The 21,140-nt window shown below is 67.3% G+C and carries 18 protein-coding genes; 10 read left to right on the top strand and 8 right to left on the bottom strand.

All coding sequences use genetic code 11. The features are described from left to right. Positions 1–17 precede the first annotated feature (17 nt). The 6 genes from rlmJ (at position 18) to mfd (ending at position 7,617) form a co-directional block, all read left to right on the top strand. Positions 18–902: a 23S rRNA (adenine(2030)-N(6))-methyltransferase RlmJ gene (rlmJ, locus tag FG323_RS18705; RefSeq protein WP_141456233.1), complete on the top strand. Its 885-nt coding sequence runs from the start codon at positions 18–20 to the stop codon at positions 900–902. 71 nt (positions 903–973) lie between these two features. Beyond that, on the top strand, positions 974–1,927 hold the full coding sequence (locus tag FG323_RS18700; RefSeq protein ID WP_141456232.1) for a DUF808 domain-containing protein: 954 nt from the start codon (positions 974–976) through the stop codon (positions 1,925–1,927). A gap of 53 nt (positions 1,928–1,980) precedes the next feature. Continuing rightward, a complete protein-coding gene (locus FG323_RS18695; protein WP_141456231.1) occupies positions 1,981–2,532 on the top strand; it encodes a GNAT family N-acetyltransferase in 552 nt (183 codons plus the stop codon). A 138-nt stretch (positions 2,533–2,670) separates the two neighbouring features. Next, the gene (locus FG323_RS18690; protein WP_141456230.1) at positions 2,671–3,720 is read left to right on the top strand and encodes a class I SAM-dependent methyltransferase; all 1,050 of its coding nucleotides are present in this window, start codon (positions 2,671–2,673) and stop codon (positions 3,718–3,720) included. 16 nt (positions 3,721–3,736) lie between these two features. After that, positions 3,737–4,009: a DUF4242 domain-containing protein gene (locus tag FG323_RS18685; RefSeq protein ID WP_141456229.1), complete on the top strand. Its 273-nt coding sequence runs from the start codon at positions 3,737–3,739 to the stop codon at positions 4,007–4,009. Between the two features lie 122 nt (positions 4,010–4,131). After that, on the top strand, positions 4,132–7,617 hold the full coding sequence (gene mfd / locus FG323_RS18680; protein ID WP_141456228.1) for a transcription-repair coupling factor: 3,486 nt from the start codon (positions 4,132–4,134) through the stop codon (positions 7,615–7,617). Positions 7,618–8,075: 458 nt separating this feature from the next. Here mfd and FG323_RS18675 read toward each other — a convergent pair whose 3' ends face one another. After that, complete coding sequence (locus FG323_RS18675; protein WP_141456227.1) at positions 8,076–9,632, bottom strand: phospholipase D family protein; 1,557 nt, start codon at positions 9,630–9,632, stop codon at positions 8,076–8,078. 188 nt (positions 9,633–9,820) lie between these two features. Between FG323_RS18675 and FG323_RS18670 the strand changes: the two genes are divergently transcribed. From FG323_RS18670 to aqpZ, 4 genes are all read left to right on the top strand, one after another. Continuing rightward, entirely contained in the window at positions 9,821–10,342 is a 522-nt protein-coding gene (locus FG323_RS18670; protein WP_181444304.1) for a phosphoglycerate mutase family protein, read from the top strand. Positions 10,343–10,395: 53 nt separating this feature from the next. Beyond that, positions 10,396–11,088, top strand: coding sequence for a deoxyribonuclease V (gene nfi / locus FG323_RS18665; protein WP_141456225.1), 693 nt, complete (start codon positions 10,396–10,398; stop codon positions 11,086–11,088). Between the two features lie 123 nt (positions 11,089–11,211). Then, a complete protein-coding gene (locus FG323_RS18660; protein WP_141456224.1) occupies positions 11,212–12,072 on the top strand; it encodes a pirin family protein in 861 nt (286 codons plus the stop codon). 124 nt (positions 12,073–12,196) lie between these two features. After that, positions 12,197–12,913 carry an aquaporin Z gene (gene aqpZ, locus FG323_RS18655; protein WP_141456223.1) on the top strand — a complete coding sequence of 239 codons (717 nt, stop codon included), beginning with the start codon at positions 12,197–12,199 and terminating at the stop codon, positions 12,911–12,913. A gap of 201 nt (positions 12,914–13,114) precedes the next feature. On the opposite strand, the gene FG323_RS18650 is transcribed toward aqpZ, so the two are convergent. The 7 genes from FG323_RS18650 to FG323_RS18620 all read right to left on the bottom strand — a co-directional run bounded on the left by FG323_RS18650 (position 13,115) and on the right by FG323_RS18620 (position 21,086). Further along, entirely contained in the window at positions 13,115–13,975 is an 861-nt protein-coding gene (locus FG323_RS18650) for a pirin family protein (protein WP_141456222.1), read from the bottom strand. Positions 13,976–14,222: 247 nt separating this feature from the next. Further along, on the bottom strand, positions 14,223–15,584 hold the full coding sequence (locus FG323_RS18645; RefSeq protein ID WP_141456221.1) for an NAD-dependent succinate-semialdehyde dehydrogenase: 1,362 nt from the start codon (positions 15,582–15,584) through the stop codon (positions 14,223–14,225). Positions 15,585–15,652: 68 nt separating this feature from the next. After that, positions 15,653–16,495: an ABC transporter permease subunit gene (locus FG323_RS18640; protein ID WP_141456220.1), complete on the bottom strand. Its 843-nt coding sequence runs from the start codon at positions 16,493–16,495 to the stop codon at positions 15,653–15,655. After that, positions 16,492–17,406 (bottom strand): ABC transporter permease subunit, encoded by a 915-nt coding sequence (locus FG323_RS18635; RefSeq protein ID WP_141456219.1) that lies wholly within the window; start codon positions 17,404–17,406, stop codon positions 16,492–16,494. The genes FG323_RS18640 and FG323_RS18635 overlap by 4 nt, the downstream gene beginning before the upstream one ends. Then, on the bottom strand, positions 17,403–18,551 hold the full coding sequence (gene potA / locus FG323_RS18630) for a polyamine ABC transporter ATP-binding protein (protein WP_141456218.1): 1,149 nt from the start codon (positions 18,549–18,551) through the stop codon (positions 17,403–17,405). The genes FG323_RS18635 and potA overlap by 4 nt, the downstream gene beginning before the upstream one ends. 107 nt (positions 18,552–18,658) lie before the next feature. Next, complete coding sequence (locus tag FG323_RS18625; RefSeq protein WP_141456217.1) at positions 18,659–19,795, bottom strand: polyamine ABC transporter substrate-binding protein; 1,137 nt, start codon at positions 19,793–19,795, stop codon at positions 18,659–18,661. Positions 19,796–19,955: 160 nt separating this feature from the next. Next, a complete protein-coding gene (locus tag FG323_RS18620) occupies positions 19,956–21,086 on the bottom strand; it encodes a polyamine ABC transporter substrate-binding protein (RefSeq protein ID WP_141456216.1) in 1,131 nt (376 codons plus the stop codon). Positions 21,087–21,140: the final 54 nt, after the last annotated feature.

Genomic DNA, 21,140 nt, shown 5'->3' with positions numbered 1-21,140 from the left:
CCCGGCATACTTCACCGATGAACTATCGCCATGCCTTCCACGCCGGCAACCACGCCGACGTCCTCAAGCACGTCCTGCTGCTGGCCCTGCTGGATGCACTCAAGCGCAAGGACACGCCGTTCTTCGTGCTGGACACGCACGCCGGCCGCGGGCGTTACCTGTTGGGCGCCAGCGAGAGCCGCAAGACCGCCGAGGCCGATGGCGGCATCGTCCGTTTGTTCGACAGCGCCCGCCTGCCCGCGCCGGTGGAGGACTACCTGCGCGCGGTGCAGGCCGACAATCCCGTGGGTGCGCTGGTCGCCTATCCAGGCTCGCCATTGCTCGCGGCACAGGCGATGCGCACGCAGGACCGACTGGCCGCATGCGAGCTGCAACCCGAGGAAGCGGCCGAACTGAAGGCGCTGTTCGCCCACGATCCGCGGGTGGCGGTGCATGCGCGCGACGGCTACGCGGCGATGCGCGCACTGCTGCCACCGCGGCTAGGCGAAACCCGCTTCGCCCGCGGGCTGGTGCTGATCGATCCGCCCTACGAAGCGCAAGACGCGGAGTACCCGCAGATCCTCGATGCCCTGCGCGAAGGCCTGCACCGCTGGCCCGCCGCGACCTATGCGGTGTGGTACCCGATCAAGCAGCGGCGCAGCCTGCTGCCGTTCTTCCGCAAGGTGGCGGCGCTACCGGCCAAGTCTGCGCTGGTGGCCGAGCTCCAGGTCCGCCCGGACGATTCGCCGCTGCGGCTCACTGGCAGCGGCATGCTGGTGATCAATCCGCCCTGGCAGTTCGACACCACCATCGCGCCCGCGTTGCCGGCCCTGCAGGCGGCGCTGGGAGAAGCGGGCGCCAGCAGCCGGCTGGAGTGGATCAAGCGCGAGGCCACGGCCGCGTCCGGCAAGCGTCCGGGCTAGGCGCGTCCACCTCCACGATCCCGCCGGGAGGCTGTGCGAGAATCGCCGCTCCCTTCCTCGCGCATCCCTCCATGGCCGGATCCAGCCTGTTCGCCCTCATCGACGACATCGCCACCTTGCTGGACGACGTCTCGGCGATGACCAAGATCGCCACCAAGAAAACCGCCGGTGTGCTTGGCGACGATCTGGCGCTCAATGCCCAGCAGGTCTCCGGCATCAAGGCCGATCGCGAACTGCCGGTGGTGTGGGCGGTGGCCAAGGGCTCGCTGGTCAACAAGGCGATCCTGGTGCCGGCCGCGCTGGCGATCAGCGCGCTGGAAACCTGGCTGCACGGGCGCGGCATCAACATCCCGCTGATCACCCCGCTGCTGATGCTCGGCGGCGCCTTCCTCTGCTACGAGGGCGTTGAGAAGCTGGCGCACAAGTTCCTGCACGGCAAAGGCGAGGACGAACAGGAGCACGCCGAACGCGTGCGCGCGGTGCAGGACGAACAGGTCGACATGGTCGCCTTCGAACAGCAGCGCATCCGCGGTGCGGTCCGCACCGACTTCATCCTGTCGGCGGAGATCATCGTGATCTCGCTCGGCACCCTGGCCGGCCGCACCTTCCTCGAGCAGTTGCTCACGCTGGTGACGATCGCCCTGATCATGACCGTCGGCGTGTATGGCCTGGTCGGCGGCATCGTCAAGCTCGACGACGCCGGCCTGGCGCTGAACCGCGACGAGCGCGAGGGCGGCTGGCCGCGCTTCAAGCGCGCTCTGGGCCGCGGCATCCTGCACAGCGCGCCCTATCTGATGAAGTTCCTGTCCATCGCCGGCACCGCCGCGATGTTCCTGGTCGGCGGCGGCATCCTGGTGCACGGCATCGGCGCCCTCCACCACTTCATCGAACCGTACGCGCAGGGCGCCCTCGGCGGGCTGCTGTCGATGCTGTTCAACGCCGGTGTCGGCATCGTCGCCGGCGCCCTGATCGTGGCGGTCACGGTGCTGATCGGGCGGCTGCGCGGGAAACGCCACGCTGCCTGAACCGCTGTTCAGGCGCCTCGCCCGCCTGGGGGATTTCGTGCGAGCATGATCACATGACCGCGCCGAAACGACTGCCCCCCTGGCATGAACACTTCCGCCTGCCCAGCGGGCGCGAGTTGCTGATCCGCCCTATCCGACCCGAGGACGCCGGCCCCATCCAGGGCGCCTTCACCCTGCTGGGACCGGACGAAATCCGCCAGCGCTTCCTGTACGCCCTGCGCGAACTGACCCCGGAAATGGCCCAGCGCCTGAGCCAGCCGGATCCGCAGACCGAGTTCGCCCTGGTCGCCGCCGAATCGCTGCCGCCGGGCGAAGCCCTGGTCGGCGCGGTGGCGCGCGCGTCGGTGGTCAACCGCACCCGCGAAGCCGAGTTCGCCATCCTGGTCAGCCATTTCATCGCCGGCCAGGGCCTGGGCCGCCACCTGATGCGCCGGCTGGTGAAGTGGGCGCGCTCGAAAAAGCTGGACCGGCTCTACGGCGACGTGCTGGACAGCAACCTGCCGATGCTGCAACTGGCCCAGTCGTTGGGCTTCAAGCAGGTCCGCGAGGCCGACGCCGCGCCCGGCCTGGTGCGGGTGGTGCTGGACCTCAACGAAGTCGCCTGATCCGGAAGTCTGATCCGGAAGCCCGAGCGGGCCACTTTCCGACCGGCGGACGGCCGTCCGCCACCGACATCGCCGTCATCATGACTGTCTGGGGAGGCCTGCGGCAGGCACTGTCGCGCGCGGTCGGAGGGCACCCCGATGGGCATCGACGAAACCCGGCTCAACACCTTCCTCGGCAAGGCCGTCGAGGACCTCGGCGCGGCGATCAGCGCCACCCTGATCCTGGCCGGCGACCGGCTGGGCCTGTACAAGGCGCTGGCGGAGGGACCGCTCACGCCCGCGGCGCTGGCCGAGCGCACCGGCACCCACGAACGCTACCTGCGCGAATGGCTGGCCAACCAGGCCGCCGGCGGCTACGTCACCTACGATCCCGGCAGCGGCGAGTACCGGCTGGAACCCGAACAGGCGCTGTGCCTGGCCGACCCGGCCAGTCCGGTGGATCTGGCCGGCGCGTACTACATCATCGAGGCGGTCTTCCATGCGCTGGATCGCACCGTGGACAACTTCCGCACCGGTGCGGGGCTGGAATGGGGCGATCACCACGCCTGCCTGTTCCACGGCACCGAACGGTTCTTCCGCGCCGGCTACAACGCGCACCTGCTCGGCGAATGGTTGCCGGCGCTGGATGGCGTGGTCGCCAAGCTCACTGCCGGTGCGCTGGTCGCCGACGTCGGTTGCGGCCACGGTGCCAGCACCCTGCTGATGGCGCGCGCCTATCCGCGCTCGCGCTTCATCGGCTACGACTACCACCCCGAATCGATCCGGGTGGCTGGCGAACGCGCGCGCGAGGCCGGGTTGGACAACGCGCGCTTCGAGGTCGCCGACGCCACCGGCTACGGCGAGCGCGACTTCGATCTGATCGCCTTCTTCGATTGCCTGCACGACATGGCCGACCCGGTCGGCGCGGCGCGCCATGCCCGCCAGGCGCTGAAGCCGGACGGACACTGCCTGCTGGTGGAACCGTTTGCTGGCGACAACGTCGAGGACAACCTCAATCCGGTCGGCCGGGTCTACTACGGCGCGTCCTCGCAGATCTGCGTGCCGGTGTCGCTGGCCCGCCACGGTCCGGCGCTGGGCGCGCAGGCCGGTGAGGCGCGCCTGCGCGCGGTGATGGAAGCCGGTGGCTTCGGCCGCTTCCGGCGCGCGGCGCAGACCCCTTTCAACCTGGTGTTCGAAGCACGCCCCTGAGCCACGGGAGATGCCCATGCCACGCTATGTGATCGAACGCGACCTGCCCGGCGCCGGCCTGCTGCCGGCGGAGGAACTGCGCGCCATCTCGCGCAAATCCTGCGAGGTGCTGGAGGAATTGGGACCACAGGTGCAGTGGCTGCAGAGCTACGTCACCGCCGACAAGGTGTACTGCATCTACGTGGCGCCGAACGAGGACCTGATCCGCGAGCACGCGCGGATGGGCGGTTTCCCCGCCAATCGCATCGCCGAAGTCCATGCGGTGATCGACCCGGTCACCGCCGAATGACGGCAATGCCGGCGGCGCCGGTGCCGGCGTTTACCCGGGCGGCAGCGGTGGCGCGGTAGACTGGCGGTCCCTTGCGCTGGTGGCGGACGACGCCTCCGGCGCTGCCGCTGTTTTGTGCGCCGATGACCACCGATCCGAATTCCGCTTCCTCCACCCCCGTTCCTCCCCTGCCCCGCGGCGCCCAGGCCCGCGCCTGGTGGCGCGCGCCGGCCTCGCCGTCCGCGCTGGCCTGGTTCCTGGCCCGCGCGGCGCTCGCCCACGACGGTCCAATCGTGGCGATTGCCCGCGACAACCACCAGGCGCACCAGTTGGAAGGCGATCTGCGCACGCTGCTGGGCGAACCGGGACGCCCGGATCTGCCGGTGCTGCCTTTCCCCGACTGGGAAACGCTGTCCTACGATCGCTTCAGCCCGCATCCGGACATCGTTTCCCAGCGCCTGGCCGCGCTGCACCGCCTGCCCGCGCTGAAGCGCGGCATCGTGGTGGTGCCGGTGCAGACGCTGATGCAGCGGCTGCCGCCGCTGCGCCACGTGGTCGGCGGCAGCTTCGACTACCGGGTCGGACAGGTGCTGGACTTCGACGCCGAGAAGCGCCGGCTGGAAACGGCCAGCTACCGACACGTGCCGCAGGTGCTGGATCCGGGTGATTTCGCCGTGCGCGGCGGCCTGCTCGATGTCTATCCAATGGGCGCCGACGCGCCGCTGCGCATCGAACTGCTGGACGACACCATCGACTCGATCCGCCAGTTCGATCCGGAAAGCCAGCGTTCGCTGGATAAAACCGACGCGGTGCAGTTGCTGCCCGGCCGCGAGGTACCGCTGGACGAGGCCTCGCTGGCGCGGGCGATGAACCTGCTGCGCGATCGTTTCGACGTCGACACCCGCCGCAGCGCGCTCTATCAGGATCTCAAGTCCGGGCTGGCCCCGGCCGGCGTGGAGTACTACCTGCCGTTGTTCTTCGAGCAGACCGCCACCCTGTTCGACTACCTGGGCGAACGTGCCCTGCCACTGCTGGCCGATGGCGCCAGCGCCGCCGCCGACGCGTTCTGGACGCAGACGCAGGGCCGCTACGAGCAGCGCCGCCACGACATCGAGCGCCCGTTGCTGCCGCCGGAGGATCTGTACCTGCCGCCGGACAGCCTGCGCGAACGCCTCAACCAGTCCGCGCGCATCGAAGTGTGTGCAACGGATCATCCGCGCCATGCCGACGCCGTGCCGCTGGGCGACCAGCCTTCGCCGACGCTGCCGCTGGCGCAGAAGGATCAGGCGCCGGGCCAGGCACTGCGTTCGTTCCTGGACCACTATCCCGGACGGGTGTTGATCGCCGCCGACTCGGCCGGCCGCCGCGAAGCGCTGCTGGAAGTGCTGCAATCGGCCGAACTGAAACCGGCGGTGCTGCACGATCTGCCCGCCTTCCTCGCCGACGGCCAACGCTTCGGCATCGCGGTCGCGCCGCTGGAAGACGGTTTCGCCCTGGACGCACCGGCGATCGCGGTGCTCACCGAGCGCCAGTTGTTCCCGGAACGCGCCACCCAGCCGTATCGCCGCAAGCGCACCGGTCGCGAACCCGACAGCATCATCCGCGACCTCGGTGAACTGAGCGAAGGCGCGCCGATCGTCCACGAGGATCACGGCGTCGGCCGCTACCGCGGCCTGGTGGTGCTGGAAGCCGGCGGCCTGCCCGGCGAGTACCTGGAAATCGAGTACGCCAAGGGCGACCGCCTGTACGTGCCGGTCGCGCAGCTGCACCTGATCAGCCGCTACTCCGGCGCCTCGGTGGAGACCGCGCCGCTGCATTCGCTGGGTGGCGAAGCCTGGACCAAGGCCAAGAAGAAGGCCGCCGAGAAGGTCCGCGACGTGGCCGCCGAACTGCTGGAAATCCAGGCCCGCCGGCAGGCGCGCGCCGGGCTGGCGCTGCCGGTGGATCGGGCGATGTACGAACCGTTCGCCGCCGCGTTCCCGTTCGAGGAAACCCCGGACCAGCATGCCGCCATCGAGGCGGTGCTGCGCGATCTGGGCAGCAGCCAGCCGATGGATCGGGTGGTCTGCGGCGACGTCGGTTTCGGCAAGACCGAAGTGGCGGTGCGCGCGGCCTTCGCCGCCGCCAGCGCCGGCAAGCAGGTCGCGGTGCTGGTGCCGACCACGCTGCTGGCCGAACAGCATTACCGCAACTTCCGCGATCGCTTCGCCGACTGGCCGCTGCGGGTCGAGGTGCTGTCGCGCTTCAAGACCGCCAAGGAAATCAAGGCCGAACTGGAGAAGCTGGCCGAAGGCAAGCTGGACGTGATCGTCGGCACCCACCGGCTGCTGCAGCCGGACGTGAAGTTCAAGGATCTGGGCCTGGTCATCGTCGACGAGGAACAGCGTTTCGGCGTGCGCCAGAAGGAGGCGCTGAAGGCGCTGCGCGCCAACGTCCATCTGCTGACCCTCACCGCCACGCCGATTCCGCGCACGCTCAACATGGCGATGGCGGGACTGCGCGATCTGTCGATCATCGCCACTCCGCCGGCCAACCGCATGGCGGTGCAGACATTCATCACCCCATGGGACCGCACCCTGTTGCGCGAAGCCTTCCAGCGCGAGCTCTCGCGCGGCGGCCAGGTGTACTTCCTGCACAACGACGTCGAGACCATTGGCCGCATGCAGCGCGATCTGCAGGAACTGGTGCCGGAAGCGCGCATCGGCGTGGCGCATGGACAGATGCCCGAGCGCGAGCTGGAACAGGTGATGCTGGGTTTCCAGAAGCAGCGCTTCAACGTGCTGCTGTGCACGACGATCATCGAATCGGGCATCGACATCCCCAACGCCAACACCATCGTCATCCATCGCGCCGATCGCTTCGGGTTGGCCCAGCTGCACCAGCTGCGTGGCCGCGTCGGCCGTTCGCACCACCGCAGCTACGCCTACCTGGTGGTGCCGGACAAGCGCAGCATGACCGCCGACGCCGAGCGACGGCTGGACGCGATCGCGGCGATGGACGAACTGGGCGCCGGCTTCCTGCTGGCCACCCACGATCTGGAAATCCGCGGCGCCGGCGAACTGCTGGGCGAGGACCAGAGCGGACAGATGGCCGAGATCGGCTTCAGCCTGTACACCGAACTGCTGGAGCGCGCGGTGCGCTCGATCCGCCAGGGCAAGCTGCCGGACGCGGACCTGGGCCAGGAGGCGCGCGGCGCCGAGGTCGAACTGCATGTGCCGGCGCTGATTCCGGACGACTACCTGCCCGACGTGCATACCCGCCTGACCCTGTACAAGCGCATCAGCAGCGCGCGCGACCGCGACGAGCTGCGCGACCTGCAGGTGGAGATGGTCGATCGCTTCGGCCTGCTGCCGGATCCGGTGAAGTACCTGTTCGCTGCCGCCGAACTGAAGCTCGACGCCACCGCCCTGGGCATCCGTAAACTGGACCTGGGCGAGGCTGGCGGCCGCATCGTGTTCGAGGCCAAGCCGAATATCGACCCAATGTCGGTCATCCAGCTGATCCAGAAACAGCCCCGCATCTACAGCATGGATGGCCCGGACAAGCTGCGCATCAAACTGCCGATGGTGGAACCGGCGGATCGCTTCAATGCCGCCAGGGGTCTATTGACCGCGCTCAAGGTGGCATGACGGCATCAATCAACCTGGCAGGATCTTGTGGGAGCGACGTCAGTCGCGATTGCCGTTGGCGACACGGCTGAAAAGCATTCGCGACTCACGTCGCTCCCACAGTTGGAATTGCGGGTTCATTGCAACTGCGACTTGATGGGCAGCCATTCCAGTAACTTGACGGTGCCTCTACTCCACTGGCCGATGCCTGGCGGATGTGCGGGAGCGAGGTGAGTCGCGATTGCCGTTGGCGGTCTGGCTGAAAAGCATCGCGACTGACGTCGCTCCCACAGTTGGGGAATTGCCGGCACCACAACTGCGATTCGATGGGCAGCCATTCCGGCGACTTGACGGGGCCTCACTCCACAGGCCGATGCCTGGCGGATTTGTGGGAGCGACGTGAGTCGCGATTTCCGTTGGCGGTCTGGCTGAAAAGCATCGCGACTGACGTCGCTCCCACAGTTGGGGAATTGCCGGCACTACAACTGCGACTCGATGGGCAGCCATTCCAGCACCTTGACGGTGCCGCGACGCCACAGGCCGACGCCGGGTTCATGGTCCCAGGTCCGTGGCGGAGTCACCGAGCCGTCGTCCCAGCGCAGTTGGCCGTCGGCCAGGCGCAAACGATAGCTGTGCGCGGGCGAGGTCTTGTCGTGGTAGCGCCGGGCCAGTTCGGTGGCGGTACCGGCATCCTCGAAGAACACGCCCATCTCGGTGTTGAGGCTGACCGAACGCGGGTCCAGGTTGAACGAACCGACGAAGCCGGACGTGTCGTCGACCACGAACGCCTTGGTGTGCAGGCTGGCGCCGCTGGAGCCGAACAGGCTGCTGTCCTCCTGCGCGCCGCGCGGCATCAGTTCGTACAGCTTCACGCCCTCGCGCAGCAGCGGCGTCCGGTAGGGCGCATAGCCGCTGTGCACGGCGGTCACGTCGGTGGCCGCCAGCGAATTGGTCAGCACGCCGACCTCCACGCCGCGCCGGCGCAGCCCGGCCAGCCACGCCACGCCGTCACGGCCGGGCACGAAGTACGGCGAGATCAGCCAGACCCGTTCCCGCGCCCCGGAGACCGCCGGGACCAGCCGGTTGATCAGCCAGCCGTCCCCGCCGTTGCCCTCGCCTTTCTCCGGCGGATCGGAATGCACCTGGGTCGACGCAGGCCAGTGCAGCGGCATCCGTCCCTCGACGAAGGCGCGCACGCCGGGGGAATTTTCCACCCGCTTCAGATAGGGCGCGGCACGGCGCGAGCGCTGCGCCTTGTCCACGTCGGCGCGCAGTTCGGCCAGCGCGTTTTTGTCCGCGCGCGCCAGCGCATGCAGCGGAATCACCGAGCCGCTGTTCCAGAACGCGTCGAAAATCGCTTCGGTCTGGCGCACCGCCGGTCCCAGCAGGGCCGCGTCCAGGTCCAGGAAATTGGTATCGGTGGCCGCGTCGAAATACTCGTCGCCGATATTGCGTCCCCCCACCACCGCAATCCGCCCATCGGCGATCCACGCCTTGTTGTGCATGCGCCGGTTGAGGCTGACGCCGCGCAGCAGCATTTCCATGCCGCGTCCGAGGAAGCCGGCACGGTTGCGCGACGGATTGAACATCCGCACCTCGATGTTCGGGTGCTGGTCCAGCGCCACCAGCAGCGAATCGCGGCCATGCGCGTTCATGTCGTCCAGCAGCAGGCGCACGCGCACGCCGCGGTCGGCGGCGCGCAGCAGTTCGCGATCGAGCAACTGTCCGGTGAGATCGTCGTGCCAGATGTAGTACTGCAGATCCAGGCTGCGCCCCGCCGCCTGCGCGGTCAGCGCGCGGATCGCGAAGGCGTCCAGGTTGTCCGACACCAGGCCAAGCCCGCTCCGATCCGGATGCGCTTCGGTCAGCGGCGCGATGGCGCGATCCAGCGCGGTGGCGTTGGCGGCGATCGGCAGGGCCTGCGTCGCCGGCCCCTGCACGCGCGCGGCGAACCGGCCGTAGCTGTAGAGCGACACCAGGCTGGCGATGACCAGGGTCAGCAGGATCAGGCCCAGCAGGCGAAGCTTGCGTGCCATCGTGGGCTCCTCGGGGACATGCGCCGATTCTACCGGGTGGGTCCTGACGGGTGTGTTCGTGCCCCACGTTCCCGTCGGCCCTTGTTCGCCGGTTCGTTTCCGCACCGACGCGACGGACGATGGCCGCCGCGCGGATCGCCCGCCGGCAGGCCTGCGATATGCTGCGCGCGCCCTCGCAGGAGTTTTCCATGACGACCTCGCTGAACCGTTTCCTGTGCCTTCTGTTCGTCGCGGCCGCGCTGGCCCTGTCCGGCTGCGCCAGCACGCCGTCGGCAGATGGCGCCACCTTCGTGGTGGTCCGGCACGCCGAGAAGGCCACCGACGACCCGGAAGACCCGCAGTTGTCGGAGGCCGGCCTGCGCCGCGCGCAGCGGCTGGCCGAAGTCCTGGCCGACGCGCCGGTGGTCGCGATCTACGCGACCGAGTTCAAACGTACCCGCCAGACCGCCCAGCCCACCGCGGATCGCCGGCACATTCCCGTCGACACCTACTTCTCGCGCGGCCCCGCCGCCGAAAGCGCCGCCCGCTGGCGCCGCGACCACGATCACGGCACGGTGCTGATCGTCGGCCACAGCAATACCGTGCCGGACCTGGTGGCCGCCCTGTCCGGCCAGCCGGCCACGCCGATGCCGGAGACCGAGTACGACCGCCTGACCCGCATCCACGTCGGCGCCGACGGCCGCGTGCGGGTGGAGATTACGCGCTACTGACCGCGCACGCCGTGTGCACGGAGCGTACCGGCGGCATCGGTTAACCTGCGCCGATGAACGACGCGCCCCCCGTGTTCGGCGCGTGGGACGGCAGCGCCCGCCACGCCCGCCTGCTGCAGAAGGAACTCGCCCGCCAGGTCCGCCTGCGCGACGATTTCGAACCACCACGCCATCTGGCCGGTTTCGATGTCGGTTTCGAGGAGGGCGGCGCGACCACGCGCGCGGCGGTGGTGCTGCTCGACGCGCGCGATCTGCAACCGATCGAAACCCAGGTCGCGCGCGTGCCGACCTCGATGCCCTACGTGCCGGGCCTGCTCAGTTTCCGCGAACTCCCGGCGCTGCTGGCGGCGCTGGCGATGCTGCGGCAGGCGCCGGATCTGGTGCTGGTCGACGGCCAGGGCATCGCCCACCCGCGCCGGCTCGGCATCGCCGCGCATTTCGGCGTGGCGACCGGCCTGCCCAGCATCGGCGTGGCGAAGAAGCCGCTGTGCGGCCGTTTCGATCCACCCGGCGATCGCGGCGGCGACCACACGCCGCTGCTCGACGGCGGCGAACAGATCGGCTGGGCGCTGCGCAGCAAGCCGCGTTGCCTGCCGCTGATCGTCTCGCCCGGCCACCGCGTCTCGATGGCCGGCGCGCTCGAATGGACGCTGCGGTGCCTGCGCGGCTACCGCCTGCCGGAACCCACGCGCCTGGCCGACCGGCTGGCGTCGCGACGGGGCGACGTCCCGCTCGCCCCTCGATAGGCAGGGCGACGGGGATGGATGCGGGGCGATGCGTCCACCGCGGAAACAATCCGTTGCCGCCGCCGGCCCTGCGCCCGTCATGGCGCTGTGCCATCCTGCGCGCAGCCACCCACGGAGGACGCCATGACCCTCATCATTCCCCCCCGCACCCATGATCTGGGCGGATTCCAGGTCCGTCGCGCGGTGCCCAGCCTGCAGGCGCGCAGCGTCGGCCCGTTCGTGTTCGTGGACCACATGGGTCCGGCGACCTTCGACGAAGGCCGCGGTGTGGACGTACGCCCGCATCCGCACATCGGCCTGGCCACGGTGACCTTCCTGTGGAGCGGCGCGATCAACCACAAGGACACGCTGGGTTCGGAGCAGATCATCCTGCCCGGCGACGTCAACTGGATGACCGCCGGCCGCGGCATCGCCCACTCCGAACGCACCCCCGCCGACGTGCGCGCGCATCCGCATCCGCTGCATGGCATGCAGACCTGGGTGGCGCTGCCGAGGGCCTACGAAGAGGTCGCGCCCGAATTCCACCACCACAAGGCCGACACCTTGCCGCAGCGGCGCCATGACGGCACCTGGCTGCGGGTGATCGCCGGCCGCGCCTATGGCGAGGAATCACCGGTGCGGGTGTTCGCCGACACCTTCAACGTGGCGCTGGATCTGGAAGCGGATGCCGAGCACGCCATTGACAGTGGCCATGTCGAGCGTGCGCTGTACGTGCTGGAGGGCGACGCCCAGCTCGACGGCGCCGACATTCCCGACAAGCACCTGGTGGTGCTGGATCCCGGCGCCCGGCCGGTGCTACGCGCGAAGACACCGGTGAAGGCGCTGCTGCTCGGGGGCGAGCCACTCGACGCGCATCGGCACATCTGGTGGAACTTCGTCTCCAGTTCGAAGGAGCGGATCGAACAGGCCAAGGACGATTGGCGCGAAGGAAAGTTCGGCCAGGTGCCCGGTGAGACCGAGTTCATTCCCTTGCCCGATCATTAATCAAGAGTGATGGTTGTCACACTTTTTTGAGTCACCCAAGGCATACTGGTGCCGCACCCGGGCGATCCTCGTGCGCGTGCGGCCCGTCGGACGACGGTTCCATCCATTCCTTGGGGGATTACAGATGAGTCTTGGAAAGAAACTCGCGGCGGAGTTCCTGGGTACTTTCTGGCTGGTGCTGGGCGGCTGCGGCAGCGCGGTGCTGGCAGCCAAATTCGGCGGTGACGCCAATCCACTGGGCATCGGCTTCCTCGGCGTCGCCCTGGCGTTCGGCCTGACCGTGCTGACCGGCGCCTATGCGTTCGGCCATATCTCCGGCGGCCATTTCAATCCGGCGGTCAGTTTCGGCCTGTGGGCCGGCGGCCGCTTCTCCATCAAGGAACTGGTGCCCTACATCGTCGCCCAGGTCCTGGGCGGTGCCGCGGCGGGCTTCATCCTGCTGCAGATCGCCAGTGGCGCCAGCGGGTTCGCGATCGATCCCAATGCGGCCGGCGCATTCGCCAGTAACGGCTATGGGGCGATGTCGCCCGGCGGCTATTCGGTGGCAGCGGCGTTCCTGACCGAAGTGGTGCTGACCGCGTTCTTCCTGATCGTCATCATGGGCTCCACCCACGGCCGCGCGCCGGCGGGCTTCGCGCCGATCGCGATTGGGCTGGCCCTGACCCTGATCCACCTGATCAGCATCCCGGTCACCAACACCTCGGTGAATCCGGCCCGCTCCACCGCCGTGGCACTGTTCGCCGGCCCGACCGCGATCAGCCAGCTGTGGCTGTTCTGGCTGGCGCCGATCCTTGGCGGCCTGCTCGGCGGCGTGATCTACAAGGCGATTGGCAAGGACTGACCTCGCCGCATGCGTTGCGAGAAAAGCCGGGCACTGCCCGGCTTTTTTTGTCACTTCATCTCTTCCCTGTGGGAGCGACGTAAGTCGCGATGACCATCAGTCGCAGGATGGCGGGACGTACGGTTCCTTTCTTTCGGAATTTGATGCCGGAAACGGTTCGCGACTTACGTCGCTCCCACAGGCCGGCATCTCGGGATGCGATCAGAACCGCCCTTCCTGGAAGTCGACGAAAGCTTGCATGATTTCCTGCTTGCTGTTCATCACGAACGGACCATGCCGCACCACCGGCTCGCGCAGCGGGCGACCGGCGACCAGAATCGCGCGGGCCGGTTGGTTGCCGGCGCGCAACGCGAGGCCATTGCCACCTCCGAGCACGGCCATTTCATGGGTCTCCAGTGCGCGGGCTTCCTCGCCCTCGCCCACCGTCAACGCGCCTTCGAAGGCATACACGAACGCGTTGTGGCCTTCGGGCAGGACGTAATCCCACGCCTTGCCGGCGTCGAGCGCGATATCGAGGTAGACCGGATCGGTGGCCGGTTGTGAGATCGGACCTTCCACGTCGCCGACCCGGCCGGCGATCACCTTGATGCCCACGCCCGGTCCAGGCGAGGCGGTCGGAATGCGTTCCGGTGCGAATTCCTGGTACTTCGGTTCGGTCATCTTCTCGCGCGCCGGCAGGTTCACCCACAACTGGAAGCCGCGCATGCGGCCGGATTCCTGCTCCGGCATCTCCGAATGCACCAGGCCGCGGCCGGCGGTCATCCACTGCACCGAGCCCGGCGTCAGCAGGCCTTCGTTGCCGTGGTTGTCGCGATGGCGCATGCGCCCGTCGAGCATGTAGGTGACGGTCTCGAAGCCGCGGTGCGGGTGCTCCGGAAAGCCGGCGATGTAGTCCTCGGCGCGATCGGTGCCGAATTCGTCCAGCAGCAGGAACGGATCCAGATCCGGCAGATCCGGGCCGCCGATGACGCGGGTCAACTTGACGCCGGCGCCATCGGAGGTCGCGCGACCGCGCACCTTGCGCAGGACACGGGCGGGATGGATATCGACGGGGGTGTTCATGGTGACCTCCTGGGCAATGCCGGGAAGATGGCAGCGCGGCGCCGGTTTCGGAATGGCGGCGCCCGTAACCATCTGTTCCAGCCATGGACCCGCCGCCCTTCCAGACCGCCGCAAGCCGGGAACGGACGGCGTGCCGGCAGGCGCCCCTGCCGGCCGCCAGCCAACCAGCGCGCCATTCACATCGCGGATACGGCCATCCCATCGAAAGCGCAATGGCGTGGTGGGCACTCCTGACCGAGGCCGGCGATCAGGCCACGTAGACAGACTTGATGTTCATGAACTCGTGGATGCCGTGCTCGGCCAGTTCACGCCCGAAGCCCGAACGCTTGGTGCCGCCGAACGGCAGGCGCACGTCGCTGCGCACGATCGCGTTGACGAAGGCTGCGCCGACCTGCAACTGGCGCGCCACCCGATCGCCACGCTCGGCATTGCCGGTCCAGACGCTGCCGCCCAGGCCGAACGTGGTGTCGTTGGCGACCCGCACCGCCTCGGCCTCGTCGCGCACGCGCAGGATGCTGGCGACCGGACCGAACAGTTCTTCCTCGTAGGCCGGCATGCCGGGCTTCACCCCATCCAGGATCGAGGCGGGATAGCCGGCATGCGAGGCATCCGGCTCGCACCCCAGCAGGGCCTTCGCGCCCCTGGCGATGCTCGCCTGCACCTGCCGATGCAGTTCGGCGCGCAGATCCTGGCGCGCCATCGGCGCCAGCGTGGTGGCATCGTCCTGCGGATCGCCCAGGCGCAGTTTCGCCGCTGCTTCGCTGAAGCGCTGCACGAAGCGATCGGCGATCGCCTCGACCACGATGAAACGCTTGGCGGCGATGCAGGTCTGCCCCGCATTGCCGAAACGGGACGCGATCGCACCGGCCACGGTCTTGTCCAGATCCGCGTCCTCCAGCACCACGAAGGCGTCGCTGCCGCCCAGCTCCATCACGCACTTCTTGAGCTGCTGGCCGGCGTTTCCCGCCACCGAGCGGCCCGCGCGTTCGCTGCCGGTCAGGGTTACCGCGGCGATGCGCGGATCCCGGATGACCTCGGCGGCCTGATCGTTGTTGATATGCAGCACGCCGAACACACCGGCCGGAATACCCGCGCCATGCAGCGCGTCGGCGATGACGTCGGCGCAGCCCGGCACATTGCTGGCGTGCTTGAGCACGGCGACATTGCCCGCCATCAGTGCCGGCGCCAGGAACCGGAACACCTGCCAGATCGGGAAGTTCCATGGCATCACCGCGAACACGCAGCCGATGGGTTCATAGCGCACGTAGCTGCGGCTGCCATCGGTGGTGATCGGCTCGTCCCTCAGGTAATCGGCCGCGTGGTTGGCGTAGTAGTCGCAGGCACCGGCGCATTTGTCGATTTCGGCCAGGGCTTCCTTGCGCAGCTTGCCCATCTCGGCGGTCATCACCCGCTGGGTGTCGTCGCGACGGCGGCGCAGTTCCGAGCCGACCCGGCGCAGCAGTTCGCCACGCTCGGCCAGCGGACGCGCCGACCAGGCGCGGAAGGCCGGCTGCGAGGCCGCCAGCACGGCCTCGACCGCGGCGGCGTCCATCAATGGTTGGGAACGGTCGACCTTGCCGGTCGCGGGATTGACGATGTCTACCTTCATGACGATCTCTGGGTTCTCGGGCAGGCACCCATTCTGGCGCCCGCCGCGTTAGCGCCGGGTGGGCCCGGTCAGCCGTTTTCCTGCAGCGCCAGCTGCATGTCGCGCTGGCGGCGCTTCTCCTCGCGGTACATCAGCCACCAACCGGCCAGCGCCGCGAGCGAGACGATCGCGATCATCAGCGTCGCCAGCGCGTTGATCTTGGGACTCAGGCCCAGGCGCACCGAGGAGAACACCTTCATCGGCAGGGTCGTCGAGCTGGGGCCGGCGACGAAGCTGGCGATCACCACGTCGTCCAGCGACAGGGTGAACGCGAGCAGCCAGCCGGACACCAGCGCCGGCGCGATGATCGGCAGGGTGATCAGGAAGAATACCTTGAGCCGGTTCGCTCCCAGATCCATCGCCGCCTCCTCCAGCGACTTGTCCAGTTCGGACAGGCGCGAGGAGATCACCACGGTGACGAAGGAAACGGTCAGGGTGACGTGGGCGATCCAGATCGCGATGACGCCCTTGGACGGCAGGCCCAGCAGTCCGCCCATCGACACCAGCATCAGCAGGATCGACAGGCCGATGATCACCTCCGGCATCACCAGCGGCGCGGTGATCAGCGCGCCGAACAGGGTCTTGCCGGGGAAGCGCCGCATCCGGGTCATCACCAGCGCCGCCAGGGTGCCCAGCACCATCGCCGCGGTGGCGGTCCAGAACGCGATCTTCAGGCTGATCCAGGCCGCCTGCAGCATCTGCTGGTCGCGGAACAGCTCGCCGTACCACTTCACCGAGAATCCCGACCAGACCGTGGCCAGGCGCGACTCGTTGAACGAGTAGACCATCAGGATCAGGATCGGCAGGTACAGGAAGGCGAAGCCGAAACCCAGCACCAGCCAGGTCAGGCTGCGTTGGCGCAGGCGGCTCATGTCAGCCTCCCTTCCAGCTCGCGCTGCTGCACCCGGTTGAAGATCAGGATCGGGATCATCAGCAGGATCAGCATGACGATCGCCACCGCCGAGGCCGCCGGCCAGTCGCGGTTGTTGAAGAACTCGTTCCACAGCACCCGGCCGATCATCAGCGTGTCCGGACCACCGAGCAGTTCGGGGATGACGAACTCGCCCACCGCCGGGATCATCACCAGCATGCAGCCGGCGATGATGCCGGCGCGCGACAGCGGCAGGGTGATGGTGAAGAAGGCCTTCCACGGCTTGGCGCCCAGGTCATAGGCGGCTTCCAGCAGGCGCTGGTCGTGCTTGACCAGGTTGGTGTAAAGCGGCAGCACCATGAACGGCAGGTAGGCATAGACGATGCCGATGTAGGCGGCCATCGGCGTGTACAGGATCTGCAAGGGCTCGTTGATGATGCCAAGCTTCATCAGCAGGTTGTTGAGCAGGCCGTTGTTCTTGAGGATGCCGATCCAGGCGTAGATGCGGATCAGGAACGAGGTCCACGACGGCAGCACCACCAGCATCATCGCGATGTTGCGGCTGGAGGGTGGCAGGCGCGCGATCACGTAGGCGATGGGATAGCCGATCAGCAGCGCGAAGAAGGTCGAGATGGCCGCGATCTGGATCGAGCTCAGGTAGGCCTGGATGTACTGGGAATCGGTGAACAGCGCCGCGTAGTTGCCCAGGTTGAGCTTGAGCGAGAGCGCCTCGTCCACGTATTCCAGGATCGGCGTGTACGGCGGCATGGCGATGGCCAGCCGCGAAAACGAGATCTTCAGGACGATCAGGAAGGGAATGGCGAAGAACAGCAGCAGCCACAGGTAAGGGACCGAGATCACCGCCCAGCGCGGGCCCGGCGTGGCTTTCTTGATCAGGTCGCGGAGTTTCATGAGGTCAGCACCACCCCGTCGTTGTCGCCCCACCACACCCAGACCTCGTCGTTCCAGGTGAGGCCTTCGCTGGCCCAGCGCTGCACGTTGGCGAAGTTGGCCATGAACTTGTAGCCGCCCGGCAGGCGCACGTGGTAGACCGAATGGCTGCCGAAATAGGCGATGTCCTCGATCACGCCCTTGGCTTTGTTGTATTCCTGCGCCGGCTCTTCCTTGCCGATGCCCAGCTTCTCCGGCCGCACCGCGAACGAGACTTCCTGGCCCTCGAAGCCGGAGATGCCGTGGCCCACGTAGACCGGCACCGGCAGCAGCGGGCTGCGGATGGTGACGTAGTCGGATTCGTCCTCCTCCACCACGCCGTCGATCAGGTTGACCGAGCCGATGAACTCGGCGGCGAAACGGCTGGTCGGCTGCTCGTAGATTTCATCCGGCGTGCCGACCTGGCGGATCCAGCCCTGGTCCATCAGGGCGATGCGGGTGGCCATGGTCATGGCCTCTTCCTGGTCGTGGGTGACCATCACGCAGGTCACCCCGGATTTCTCGATGATGTTGACCAGCTCCAGTTGCATCTGCGAGCGCAGTTTCTTGTCCAGCGCGCCCATCGGTTCATCCAGCAGCAGCAGCTTCGGCCCCTTGGCCAGCGAACGCGCCAGTGCCACGCGCTGCTGCTGGCCGCCGGAGAGCTGGTGCGGCTTGCGCCTGGCCAGTTTGCCCAGTTGCACCAGCCCCAGCATCTCCTCGACCCGCTTCTTGATGGCCTCCCTGGACAGGCCGTCCTGCTTGAGGCCGAAGGCGATGTTCTGCTCCACGGTCATGTGCGGGAACAGCGCGTAGGACTGGAACATCATGTTGAGCGGCCGCTCGTAGGGCGGCAGATCGTTGAGCAGTTGTCCGTCCAGGTAGATCTTGCCGGCGGTGGGTTTCTCGAAACCGGCCAGGCAACGCAATAGGGTGGACTTGCCGCTGCCCGAGCCGCCCAGCAGCGCGAAGATCTCACCCTTGCGGATGGTCAGGTTGGTGTCGTCCACGGCGACGAAACCGTCGAATTCCTTGCGCACGTCGACGATGCGCAGGTAGGCATCGGCACCGGCCTTGGCGGTCGCGGTGTCCTTGCCGTTGCCGGGAGGTGGGTTGTCAGCCGCCATCGGGTTCCCCTGTACCGCGCCGTGCAAGCGGCGCCGGTGTTCTCTGGATATGGAATGAAAATGTGGAAGGTCCAGGGCGGGCGTCGTCGCCCGCCCCTTCGCATGGATTACTTGCCGGTCTTCAGCTCGGTCCAGATCCGGGTGTACTGGCGATCCACTTCCGGCGGCAGGATGGCGAAGGTGAACAGCTTGGCCTCGACTTCCGGCGGCGGATACACGGTCGGATCCTCGACGATGGTCTTGTCCATCAGCACCTTGGCCTTGGGAATGGCGTTGGGGTAATGGATGAAGTTGGAGTTGTTGGCCATCACCTGCGGATCCAGCAGGTAGTTGATGAAGGCGTAGGCGTTGTCCACGTGCTTGGCGTCCTTCGGGATGGCCAGCATGTCGAACCACTGCGGCGCACCTTCCTTCGGGATGGCGTAGGCGATCTTGACGCCGTTGCCCGCCTCCTCGGCGCGATCGCGCGCCTGGATGATGTCACCGGACCAGCCCACCACCAGGCAGGTATCGCCGTTGGCCATCGCGTCGATGTACTGCGAGGAGTGGAAGTTGGTGATGTACGGGCGCACCGACTTCAGCAGCGCGGCGGCCTTGTCGATGACCTTGGGATCGAAACTGTTGGGATCCTCGCCCAGGTAGTTCAGCGCCATCGGGATGACTTCGGACGGTGTGTCCAGCAGGGTCACGCCGCAGTCCTTGAGCTTGGACACGTTCTCCGGCTTGAACACGATATCCAGGCTGTTGGCGATGTCGGTATTGCCGAACGCCGCCTTGACTTTGTCGATGTTGTAGCCGATGCCGGTGGTGCCCCACATGTAGGGAATGGCGTACTGATTGCCCGGATCCTGTCGCTCGATGCGCTTCATCAGCTCGGGATCGAGGTTGGCGTAGTTGGGAATCCTGCTCTTGTCCAGCGGCATGAACACGCCCGCCTGGATCTGCCGGCCAAGGAAGTTCAGGGTCGGCACCACGATGTCGTAACCGCTGGACCCGGCCAGCAGCTTGGTCTCGACCACTTCGTTGCTGTCGAACACGTCGTAGGTGACCTTGATCCCGCTCTGCTTCTCGAAGTTCGGGATGGTGTCCTCGGCGATGTAGTCCGACCAGTTGTAGACGTTCACTTCCTTGGCCCCGTCGGCCTTGGCGGTGCCGGCCGCCCCCTTGTCGGCATCAGGCTTGCCGCCGCAGGCGGCCAGGGTGGTACAGAGGAGGACAGCGGTGGCCAGGATTCGCAGTTTCATCAAGCTCTCTCCAGAGTTGCGCCAGGCATGGCAGTGATGAGTGGTGCGTTCTTGCGGTTTGACTGCGGGCACTCCGGGGAATGCCCTGTTCGTATCCGGGACACGTGGCCCCGGCAATCCCCCCCAAAGACCAGGGCCGCGCGTGGCGGCCCTGCTCCGGTTACTTGCCTGTCTTCAGTTCGGTCCAGATCCGGGTGTACTGGCGGTCCACTTCCGGCGGCAGCACCGCGAAGGTGAACAGCTTGGCGTCGACCTCGGCCGGCGGATAGATGGTCGGATCGTTGGCGATCGACGGCTCGATCATCGGCTTGGACGCCGGCACCGCGTTCGGATAGGTCACGAAATTGGTGTTGGCCGCCGCCACCTTCGGATCCAGCATGTTGTTGATGAAGGCGTAGGCGTTCTCGACATGCTTGGCATCCTTGGGGATGGCCATCATGTCGAACCACTGCGGCGCGCCTTCCTTGGGAATCGAGTAGCCGATGTGCACGCCGTTTTCCGCCTCGTCGGCGCGATCGCGCGCCTGGATGACGTCGCCCGACCAGCCCACCACCAGGCACACGTCGCCGTTGGCCAGGTCGTTGATGTAGGACGAGGAATGGAAGTTGCGGATATACGGCCGGATGCCCTTCAGCAACGCCGCGGCCTTGTCGATGACCTTGGGATCGAAGCTGTGCGGATCCTCGCCCAGGTAATTCAGCGCGATCGGGATCAGCTCGGACGGGGTATCCAATACGGTCACGCCGCAGTCCTTGAGCTTGGACAGGTTCTCCGGCTTGAACACCAGGTCCCAGCTGCCGGTGACGTCGGTGTTGCCGAACGCCGCCTTGACCTTGTCCACGTTGTAGCCGATGCCGCTGGTGCCCCACAGGTACGGCACGGCGTACTGGTTGCCCGGATCCTGCAGGGCGATGCGCTCCAGCAGCTTCGGGTCGACATTCTTCAGGTTCGGGATCTTCGACTTGTCCAGCGGCAGGAACACGCCGGCCTGGATCTGCCGGCCGAGGAAGCTCAGCGAGGGCACCACCACGTCGTAGCCGCTGGAACCGGCCAGCAGCTTGGTCTCGACCATCTCGTCGCTGTCGAACACGTCGTAGGTGACCTTGATCCCGGTCTGCTTCTCGAAGTTCGGAATGGTGTCCTCGGCGATGTAGTCCGACCAGTTGTAGACGTTGACGACCTTCTCGTCGGCCGCCTTGGCCGCCTTCTTTTCCCCGCCACCGCCACTGCCGCCGCAGGCCACCAGGGTACCGGCCGCGGCCAGCGCAATCGTCAATGCTCGGAACTTCATGGGGCTTCTCCTGGAAGCAGAAAGGTGATGGCGGACATGATACGCCCCGCCACC

The organism is Pseudoxanthomonas sp. z9, assembly GCF_006542425.1.
Classification (GTDB): Bacteria; Pseudomonadota; Gammaproteobacteria; order Xanthomonadales; family Xanthomonadaceae; genus Pseudoxanthomonas_A.
The sequence above is the reverse complement of the archived record's forward strand: the minus strand, read 5'-3'. Positions and strand labels throughout refer to the sequence as shown.

Excerpts from the sequence above, each read along its gene's own strand:
- FG323_RS18660 (WP_141456224.1), top strand. The coding sequence starts at position 11,212 with ATGACCCTCATCATTCCCCCCCGCACCCATGATCTGGGCGGATTCCAG.
- FG323_RS18670 (WP_181444304.1), top strand. The coding sequence starts at position 9,821 with ATGACGACCTCGCTGAACCGTTTCCTGTGCCTTCTGTTCGTCGCGGCC.
- mfd (WP_141456228.1), top strand. The coding sequence starts at position 4,132 with ATGACCACCGATCCGAATTCCGCTTCCTCCACCCCCGTTCCTCCCCTG.
- FG323_RS18635 (WP_141456219.1), bottom strand. The coding sequence starts at position 17,406 with ATGAAACTCCGCGACCTGATCAAGAAAGCCACGCCGGGCCCGCGCTGG.
- FG323_RS18650 (WP_141456222.1), bottom strand. The coding sequence starts at position 13,975 with ATGAACACCCCCGTCGATATCCATCCCGCCCGTGTCCTGCGCAAGGTG.
- FG323_RS18690 (WP_141456230.1), top strand. The coding sequence starts at position 2,671 with ATGGGCATCGACGAAACCCGGCTCAACACCTTCCTCGGCAAGGCCGTC.
- FG323_RS18645 (WP_141456221.1), bottom strand. The coding sequence starts at position 15,584 with ATGAAGGTAGACATCGTCAATCCCGCGACCGGCAAGGTCGACCGTTCC.
- FG323_RS18675 (WP_141456227.1), bottom strand. The coding sequence starts at position 9,632 with ATGGCACGCAAGCTTCGCCTGCTGGGCCTGATCCTGCTGACCCTGGTC.
- FG323_RS18640 (WP_141456220.1), bottom strand. The coding sequence starts at position 16,495 with ATGAGCCGCCTGCGCCAACGCAGCCTGACCTGGCTGGTGCTGGGTTTC.
- aqpZ (WP_141456223.1), top strand. The coding sequence starts at position 12,197 with ATGAGTCTTGGAAAGAAACTCGCGGCGGAGTTCCTGGGTACTTTCTGG.
- rlmJ (WP_141456233.1), top strand. The coding sequence starts at position 18 with ATGAACTATCGCCATGCCTTCCACGCCGGCAACCACGCCGACGTCCTC.
- FG323_RS18620 (WP_141456216.1), bottom strand. The coding sequence starts at position 21,086 with ATGAAGTTCCGAGCATTGACGATTGCGCTGGCCGCGGCCGGTACCCTG.
- FG323_RS18685 (WP_141456229.1), top strand. The coding sequence starts at position 3,737 with ATGCCACGCTATGTGATCGAACGCGACCTGCCCGGCGCCGGCCTGCTG.
- nfi (WP_141456225.1), top strand. The coding sequence starts at position 10,396 with ATGAACGACGCGCCCCCCGTGTTCGGCGCGTGGGACGGCAGCGCCCGC.
- FG323_RS18625 (WP_141456217.1), bottom strand. The coding sequence starts at position 19,795 with ATGAAACTGCGAATCCTGGCCACCGCTGTCCTCCTCTGTACCACCCTG.
- potA (WP_141456218.1), bottom strand. The coding sequence starts at position 18,551 with ATGGCGGCTGACAACCCACCTCCCGGCAACGGCAAGGACACCGCGACC.
- FG323_RS18700 (WP_141456232.1), top strand. The coding sequence starts at position 974 with ATGGCCGGATCCAGCCTGTTCGCCCTCATCGACGACATCGCCACCTTG.
- FG323_RS18695 (WP_141456231.1), top strand. The coding sequence starts at position 1,981 with ATGACCGCGCCGAAACGACTGCCCCCCTGGCATGAACACTTCCGCCTG.